9 protein-coding genes are annotated in these 7,900 nt (G+C 70.5%); 1 reads left to right on the top strand and 8 read right to left on the bottom strand.

The window, feature by feature from the left end; translation table 11 throughout:
* Positions 1-820 (top strand): alpha/beta hydrolase (locus F6X68_RS27740; protein ID WP_370518997.1); only part of this gene is annotated, 820 nt, incomplete at its 5' end.
* Positions 821-927: 107 nt separating this feature from the next.
* On the opposite strand, the gene F6X68_RS27735 is transcribed toward F6X68_RS27740, so the two are convergent.
* The 8 genes from F6X68_RS27735 to F6X68_RS27700 form a co-directional block, all read right to left on the bottom strand.
* A complete protein-coding gene (locus tag F6X68_RS27735; RefSeq protein ID WP_151457028.1) occupies positions 928-1,956 on the bottom strand; it encodes an amidohydrolase family protein in 1,029 nt (342 codons plus the stop codon).
* Positions 1,956-2,480 carry a 3-hydroxyanthranilate 3,4-dioxygenase gene (locus F6X68_RS27730; protein ID WP_151457027.1) on the bottom strand — a complete coding sequence of 175 codons (525 nt, stop codon included), beginning with the start codon at positions 2,478-2,480 and terminating at the stop codon, positions 1,956-1,958. The genes F6X68_RS27735 and F6X68_RS27730 overlap by 1 nt, the downstream gene beginning before the upstream one ends.
* Complete coding sequence (locus F6X68_RS27725; RefSeq protein ID WP_151457026.1) at positions 2,477-2,959, bottom strand: RidA family protein; 483 nt, start codon at positions 2,957-2,959, stop codon at positions 2,477-2,479. Before F6X68_RS27725 ends, F6X68_RS27730 begins: the two co-directional genes overlap by 4 nt.
* Positions 2,956-3,729, bottom strand: a complete 774-nt coding sequence (locus tag F6X68_RS27720; protein WP_151457025.1) for a 2-keto-4-pentenoate hydratase — start codon at positions 3,727-3,729, stop codon at positions 2,956-2,958. The genes F6X68_RS27725 and F6X68_RS27720 overlap by 4 nt, the downstream gene beginning before the upstream one ends.
* The gene (gene dmpG / locus F6X68_RS27715; RefSeq protein WP_151457024.1) at positions 3,726-4,781 is read right to left on the bottom strand and encodes a 4-hydroxy-2-oxovalerate aldolase; all 1,056 of its coding nucleotides are present in this window, start codon (positions 4,779-4,781) and stop codon (positions 3,726-3,728) included. The genes F6X68_RS27720 and dmpG overlap by 4 nt, the downstream gene beginning before the upstream one ends.
* Positions 4,778-5,719: an acetaldehyde dehydrogenase (acetylating) gene (locus F6X68_RS27710; protein WP_151457023.1), complete on the bottom strand. Its 942-nt coding sequence runs from the start codon at positions 5,717-5,719 to the stop codon at positions 4,778-4,780. Before F6X68_RS27710 ends, dmpG begins: the two co-directional genes overlap by 4 nt.
* On the bottom strand, positions 5,716-6,510 hold the full coding sequence (locus F6X68_RS27705; RefSeq protein ID WP_151457022.1) for a 2-keto-4-pentenoate hydratase: 795 nt from the start codon (positions 6,508-6,510) through the stop codon (positions 5,716-5,718). Before F6X68_RS27705 ends, F6X68_RS27710 begins: the two co-directional genes overlap by 4 nt.
* Before the next feature lie 102 nt (positions 6,511-6,612).
* A partial coding sequence (locus tag F6X68_RS27700; protein WP_151457021.1) for a 2-hydroxymuconic semialdehyde dehydrogenase occupies positions 6,613-7,900 on the bottom strand: 1,288 nt, incomplete at its 5' end.

The following is a 7,900-nucleotide window of genomic DNA, read 5'->3' as shown; positions in this document are numbered from 1 at the left end:
CGCCGGCGCCCGGGACCTGCCTACGGCCGCGCCGCTCGCCGCCAACCCCTACGAGCGCGGCCCCGCGCCCACCGTGGCCAGCATCGAGGCCACCCGGGGCCCGTTCGTCACCGCGCAGACCACCGTGGCCGCGAGCAGCGTCAGCGGCTTCGGCGGCGGGACGATCTACTACCCGACGAGCACCGCCGAGGGCACCTTCGGCGCGGTCGCCATCTCCCCCGGCTTCACCGCGCGCCAGACCTCGGTCGCGTGGCTCGGCCCCCGCCTGGCCTCGCAGGGCTTCGTCGTCATCACCATCGACACCCGGTCCGTGTACGACCAGCCGGCCAGCCGGGGCACCCAGTTGCTGGCCGCGCTGGACTACCTGACCAACACCAGCACCGTCCGCACCCGGATCGACCGGAACCGGCTCGCCGTGATGGGTCACTCGATGGGCGGCGGAGGCAGCCTGTCGGCGGCCAGCACCCGGCCCGCGTTGCAGGCGGCGATCCCGCTGACCGGCTGGCACTCCCAGAAGAGCTGGTCGTCGGTGCGCGTACCGACCCTGGTCATCGGGGCCGAGAACGACACCGTGGCCCCGGTCTCGTCGCACTCGGAGCCGTTCTACACCAGCCTGCCGGCCACTCTGGACAAGGCGTACCTGGAGCTGAACGCGGCGAGCCACTCAGCGCCCACCTCGGCGAACGTGACGGTGGCGAAGTACAGCATCTCCTGGCTCAAGCGGTTCGTCGACGACGACACCCGCTACGAGCAGTTCCTCTGCCCGGCCCCGCGGGGCTCGGCGATCGAGGAGTACCGGGACACCTGCCCGCACTCCTGAACCCCCATGCTCCGGAGCCGTCGCGCGCACTGGGGGCCGCGACGGCTCCGGATTCCACCCGCCGGGCGGCGCGGGGCCCCTCGGGGACCGCGCCGCCCGGGCGCGGCTCAGGAGCGGATGCCGAGGAAGCGCAGCGCGTTGCCGCCGAGCAGCAGGTCGCGCTGCTCGCCGGTGAGGAAGTCCGCCTCGCGCACCACCCGGCCGACCGGCCGCTCCCCCAGCGGATACGGGTAGTCGCTGCCGACGAGCACCCGTTCGGCGCCCATCGTGTCGACCAGCAGCCGCAGCGCGGGCGCGGAGAAGACCACCGAGTCGACGCAGAACCGGTCGACGTACGAGCTGGGCGGGGCGGTGGAGGCGCCGCGTACCAGGTCGCCCCGGCGGTGCCAGGCGTTGTCGGCGCGGCCCAGCCAGAACGGGAAGCTGCCGCCGCCGTGCGCGAAGCAGATCCGCAGTGTGTCGGGCACCCGGTCGAAGACGCCGCCGAGAATCAGCGCCAGCACCGACAGGTGCGTCTCGGCGGGCATCCCGGCGAGCCAGCGGGCCATCCACCGGTCCAGCCGGGGGCCGCCCGGCATGTCCCACGGATGCACGAAGACCGGCGCGCCCACCTCGGCGCAGTGCGTCAGGAACTCCACGATCCCGGCGTCGTCCAGGTCGCGGTCGCCGACGTGGTTGCCGATCTCCACCCCGGCGTGCCCCGCCGCGAGGCAGCGGTCCAGTTCGGCGCAGGCCGCCTCCGGGTCCTGCAACGGCACCTGGCAGAACGGCACCAGCCGGTCGCCACCGGCGGCGGTGACCTCCAGGGTGCGGTCGTTGAAGATCCGGGCCACCTTCACCGCCTGGTCGGCAGGCCGGTCGTAGCTGAAGAAGACCGGGGTGGGCGACACGACCTGCACGTCCACGCCGTCAGCGTCCATGTCGCCGAGTCGGGTCGGCGCGTCCCAGCACTCCGCCCCGACCGGGCGGAACTCCGTCTCCCCCACCATGATCATGGCCGCCCGCTCGGAGTCGACCCGCAGCCAGGGCCAGTCCGACCCACCGCACGCCGCGCCGAGGTCCGGCCACCCCTTCGGTACGACGTGCGTGTGCACGTCGACCACCGGGGGCCGCGCCGGCCCGGGCCCGGCAGGCATCAGCCCTTGCCCGGGTGCAGCGCGCCGCAGTTGCCGCAGGTGCGGGCGGCCTCGTCGGCGTAGAACGCCTGGAACACCGGGGGCAGGTCGGCGGCGATGTCCCTGACCTGCAACTCCACCTCGTGCACCTGGTGTCCGCACTCGGCGCAGTACCACTGGAACTTCTCCAGCGTGCCCTCCTCGCGGACCCGCTCCACGACCACGCCGATCGAGCCGGCCTCGGGCCGCTGCGGCGAGTGCGGGGTGTTGCGCGGCAGCATCCACATCTGACCCTCGCGCACGTGCACCGTACGCGGCCCCTCCGGGGTCATCAGGTTGACGTGCATGTTGCCCTTGACCTGGTAGAAGAACTCCTCGTACGGGTCGACGTGGAAGTCGGTGCGCTGGTTGGGCCCGCCCACCACCATCACGATGAAGTCGTCCCCGCCCGGGAACATCTCCTTGTTGCCGACCGGCGGCTTGAGCAGGTGCTGGTTCTCCGCGATCCAACCGGGGAAGCTGAACGGCTCCGCGATCTCACTCACGACTGACCTCCTGACGGAAGAAGGGCCACGGCCTGGATTTCGATGAGCAGGTGCGGGTGGGGTAGTTGGTGCACGGCGACGGTGGTGCGGGTGGGGCCGGTGGCGTCGAAGTACTCGGCCCAGACCTGGTTGTAGCCGCCGAAGTCGTTCATGTTGACGAGGTAGGTGGTGACCTGCACGAGGTCGCTCAGGTCGGCGCCGACGGTGCGCAGCAGGTCGGCGATGTTGTCGATGACGGCGCGGGTCTGCGCGCGGATGTCGAGGTTGGTGGTGCCCAGCTCGTCGACTTCGACGCCCGCGAAGGTGTTGTCGGGGCGGCGGCTGGAGGTGCCGGAGACGAAGACGAAGCCGCCGGCGACCTTGACGTGCGGGAAGGCGCCACGCGGTACGGCCTTGCCGGCCACGACGTGCGCCTGTGCGCCCGTGCCGTGGCCTGCTGCCGTGCCCTGGTTCGTGGTCGTGTCCTGGTTCGTGGTCATGCGGTGGCTCGCAGGGAGGTGGTGCCGAGGTGTTCGACGACGGCGCGGACGTGGGCGCCGGGTTTCAGGGGGACGGCGGCGGTGGCGGCGCCGGCGAGGAACACCCAGCCCTCGCGCAGCCGTACGCCGTGGCGGCCGGCGAGGCGGATGCCTTCGTCGAGGGCGCGGCGGGGGTCGCCGAGGATCGCGGCGGTGGAGCCGACCTGCGCGACGCGTCCGTCGATCTCCAGCAACACCCCCAGGTTGTCCAGGCCGTCGGGGACCGGGGACCAGGCGCCGATGGTGAAGGCGGCGGCGGAGGTGTTGTCGGCGATCACATCCGGCAGGGAGAACGTGAAGTTGGCGTACCGCGAGTCGATGACCTCGATGGCGGGGGCGACCGCGCGCACGGCGTCGGTGAAGTCCCCGACCGGCTCGCCCGGTTCGGGCAGCCGGTCGAGGAGGAACGCCACTTCGGGTTCGACGCGGGGGTGGATGAACCTGGTGGGGTCGAGGGTGCCGCCGTCGGGGATGCGCATGGTGTCGGTGAGGCGGCCCCAGATGACCTCGTCCACGCCGACCTGCGCCATCTTCGCCTTGCTGGTCAGGCCCATCTTCAACCCGATCAGACGCTCACCCCGGTCGAGGCGACGCTGGATCAACGCGGTCTGCACCCCGTACGCCGCATCCACGTCCAAGCCCGTCTCCGCCGCCAGTTGCGGAATGGCGGTGGCGGTGTCGGCCGCCTCGCCGAGGCGCTCGGCGATACCCGCGGTGTCCGGCCCGATCATGATGTCTCCTTGCCGGCGAGGTCCAGTGCCACGTCCACGATCATGTCTTCCTGCCCGCCGACCATGCGGCGGCGTCCCAACTCGACCAGGATCGAGCGCACGTCCACCCCGTACTTGTCCGACGCCCGCTCCGCATGCCGCAGGAAACTCGAATACACCCCGGCGTAGCCGAGGGAGAGGGTTTCGCGGTCGACCTGCACGGGCCGGTCCTGCAACGGGCGCACGATGTCGTCGGCGGCGTCCATCAGGGCGAACACGTCGCAGCCGTGCTCCCACCCGTGCAACTCGGCGACGGCCACGAACACCTCCAACGGCGCGTTACCCGCCCCCGCGCCCTGCCCGGCCAGGGACGCGTCGACCCGCACCGTGCGACCCGACGGCGAACCGAGCGGCCCGTCACCGAGGATGCGGCCGTGTTCCACGGCAACCACACTGTTGGCGACGCCGAGGGACAGGTTGTGGTGGGCGTGGATACCGATCTGCGTATCCGGTGCCAACACCTGCCGATACGCGTCCACCCGCTCGGCGACGTCGGACATGAGGAGTCGGCCGCCGGAGTCGGTGACGTAGACGCAGTGCGCCCCGTACGACTCCATCAACTTCGCCTGCCCCGCCAGACCGGCCGGGTCGTTCATGTGCGACATCATCAGGAACCCGGACACGTCCATGCCGCTCTCCCGCGCCCACGCGATGTGCTGCGCCGAAATGTCGGCCTCCGTGCAGTGCGTGGCGATGCGGACACTGGTCACCCCGAGCGCCTTCGCCGCCTTCAAGTCGGCGATGGTGCCGATCCCCGGCAGCAGCAACGTCGTCAGCTTCGCGTTCGTCATCACCTCGGCCGCCGCCGAGATCCAGTCGGCGTCACTGGCCGCACCATGGCCGTAGTTCACACTCGAACCGGCCAGCCCGTCACCGTGAGCGACCTCGATCGCGGCCACCCCGGCGGCGTCGAGCGCCGCGGCGATGGTGCGGACCTGCTCGACGGTGTAGCGGTGGGCGACGGCGTGCATGCCGTCGCGCAACGTCACGTCCTGGATGTACAGATCAGTCATGACAGCACCCCCGAAGCAGCCTCGGAACGCACCGCCACCAGCCGCTCCGCCGTACGCAGCGCCGCCGACGTCATGATGTCCAGATTCCCCGCGTACGCCGGCAGATAGTGGCCCGCGCCGGAAACCTCCAAAAACACCGACACCTGCAACCCGCGCAGACGCCGACCCAACGACGGCACATAGGTGTCGACCCGGTCGAACTGCACGTCCTGCTTCAACCGGTACCCCGGCACGTACTCCTGCACCGCCGCCACCATCCCCGCCACCGAGCCGGCGATCGCCGCACGGTCGGCGTCGGCGTCCTCGCACAGGCAGTACACCGTGTCGCGCATCAACAGCGGCGGATCAGCCGGATTCAACACGATGATCGCCTTACCACGACCAGCACCACCGACCACCTCGATCGCCCGCGCCGTGGTCTCCGTGAACTCGTCGATGTTCGCCCGCGTCCCCGGCCCCGCCGACCTCGACGCGATCGACGCCACGATCTCCCCGTACACCACCGGCGTCACCCGACCCACCGCCGCGACGATCGGCACCGTCGCCTGCCCACCACACGTCACCATGTTCACGTTGCGCTCGCCCAGGTGCTCGTCCAGGTTCACCGGCGGCACCACATACGGACCAACCGCCGCCGGCGTCAGATCCACCACGAGCCGACCGTGCGCCGCCAACACCGCGTCGTTGTAACGGTGCGCGCCCGCCGACGTGGCATCGAACACCAACTCCACATCCGCGAACTCCGGCATCGCCACCAGGCCATCCACACCCTCAGCCGTGGTCGCCACACCCAACCGCCGCGCCCGCGCCAGACCATCGGAATCGGGGTCGATGCCCACCATCGCCACCATCCGCAACGACTCCGACAACCGCAACACCTTGATCATCAGATCGGTGCCGATGTTGCCCGACCCGATCACCGCCACACCGGTGGTCACGACGCCTCCTTGGAGAAGCACGTACGGACAGAGCCCAGGCCGGAGATCCGCGCCTCGTACGCCGCGCCCGCCGCCACCGGCACCATCGGGCCGAGCGCCCCGGACAGCACCACATCGCCCGCGCGCAGCGGATCACCCGAGCGGGCCACCGTCTGCGCCAACCACTGCACCGCGTGCAACGGGTTGCCCAGGCAGGCCGCGCCCGCCCCCACCGACACCGGCTCACCGGCCTGCTCGAGAACCATGCCGCACAGCCGCAGATCCACGTCGGAGAGCCGACGCGGCGTCGTGCCCAGCACGAACAGGCCGCTGGAGGCGTTGTCCGCCACCGTGTCCACGATCGAGATGTCCCACCCCGCCACCCGCGAGTCCACGATCTCGATCGCCGGCAACACGTGGTCCACCGCCCGGATCACGTCCGCGCTGGTGATCCGCTCGTCGGGCAGGTCCGCACCCAGGACGAAGGCGACCTCCGCCTCGACCCGTGGCTGGAGCAGCCGGCCCATCGGCACCTCAGCCCCGTCGGGCACCGCCATGTCGTCGGTCAGCACCCCGAAATCGGGCTGGAAGACACCGAAGCTCTCCTGCACCGCCCGCGACGTCAGCCCGATCTTCGCGCCCACCCGCCGCTGGCCGCGCTGCAACCACTGCCGCACCTGAAGCTGCTGCACCAGGTACGCCGACGTGACGTCACCCTCAGGCAGCAACCGCCCCCGCAGCGGCGGACAGGGCTTGCCGTTCTCCCGCGCGTCGACCAGTTCCCGGGCCGCCGCCTCGTAATCAACGCTCATGTCAGCTCCCCACTCCACTCGGAGCCGCCAGGACACTCCGCGACACCGATGTGCTCGCCACGTCCACCGCGCCCGCGTCACCGATGCACACGCCGCGTCCGGTCATGTCAGATCCACGCAGACGTTGGTCAACTCGGAATAGAAATCAAGGGAGTGCACGCCACCCTCGCGCCCGATCCCCGACGCCTTCACCCCACCGAACGGCGTCCGCAGATCCCGCAGGAACCACGTGTTCACCCACACGATCCCCGCGTCCAACCGCATACCGGCCCGGTGCGCCCGACCCACATCGCGGGTCCACACCGCCGCCGCCAGCCCGTACTCCGTGCCGTTCGCCAACGCGAACGCCTCGTCCTCATCGTCGAACGGGGCCACATGCACCACCGGCCCGAAGATCTCCTCGGTGTTGGTCCGCGCATCCGCACCCAACCCCGTCAACACCGTCGGCTGTACGTACGCACCACCGTCACGGGCGTCACCGAAGGCCGGCACGCCGCCCCCGGTCAGCACCTGCGCACCCTCACCACGGGCCAGGTCGTAATAGCCCAGCACCTTCTCCCGATGCTGACGCGAGATCAACGGCATGTTCACCGTCGCCTCGTCCGCCGGCCACCCGAACGACAGCTCACCAGCCCGCTGCGCGAGCCGGGCCGTGAACTCCTCGAACACCGGCCGCTGCACATAGATCCGCTCGGTACACAGACACACCTGACCGCCATTGGTGAAACTGGACCGCACCGACCCCGCCACCGCCGCGTCCAGATCCGCGTCCGCGAACACCAACCCCGCGTTCTTGCCACCCAACTCGAACGACACGGCCTTCACCCCGTCGGAGGCGGCCCGCATGATCGCCCCGCCGGTGGACGACTCACCCGTGAACGTGATCGCGTCCACCCCAGGATGGCGGGTCAAAAACTCCCCCGCCGAATCCGGACCGAACCCGTGCACCAGGTTGAACACACCCTCCGGCACCCCGGCGGCGGCCATCACCTCCGCCAACAACGTCGCCGACGCCGGCGTCTCCTCACTCGGCTTCACGATCACGGCATTACCGCAGGCAAGGGCCGGAGCGACCTTCCACGTGAGCAGCAGCAGCGGCAGGTTCCACGGCACGATCACCGCCACCACACCCACCGGCTTACGCACCGCATAATTCAACGCCCGCCCACCCGACGGCGTCACCGTCGTGAACGACTCCGTCGGCGCCGTCGCCACGATCTCCGCGAACGCACGGAAGTTCGCCGCACCACGCGGAATGTCCAACGTCCGCGCCTGCGAAATCGACTTACCCGTATCCGCCACCTCGGCGGTCACCAGATCGTCGAAACGGCGCTCAAGCTCGACGGCGACCCGGCGCAACACCTCCGCGCGCTCGCGCTCCCCCATCCGA

The sequence above is a fragment of the Micromonospora sp. AMSO12t genome (assembly GCF_008806585.1).
Taxonomy (GTDB): Bacteria; Actinomycetota; Actinomycetes; order Mycobacteriales; family Micromonosporaceae; genus Micromonospora; species Micromonospora reichwaldensis.
This window is presented reverse-complemented; position numbering and strand designations above follow the sequence as displayed.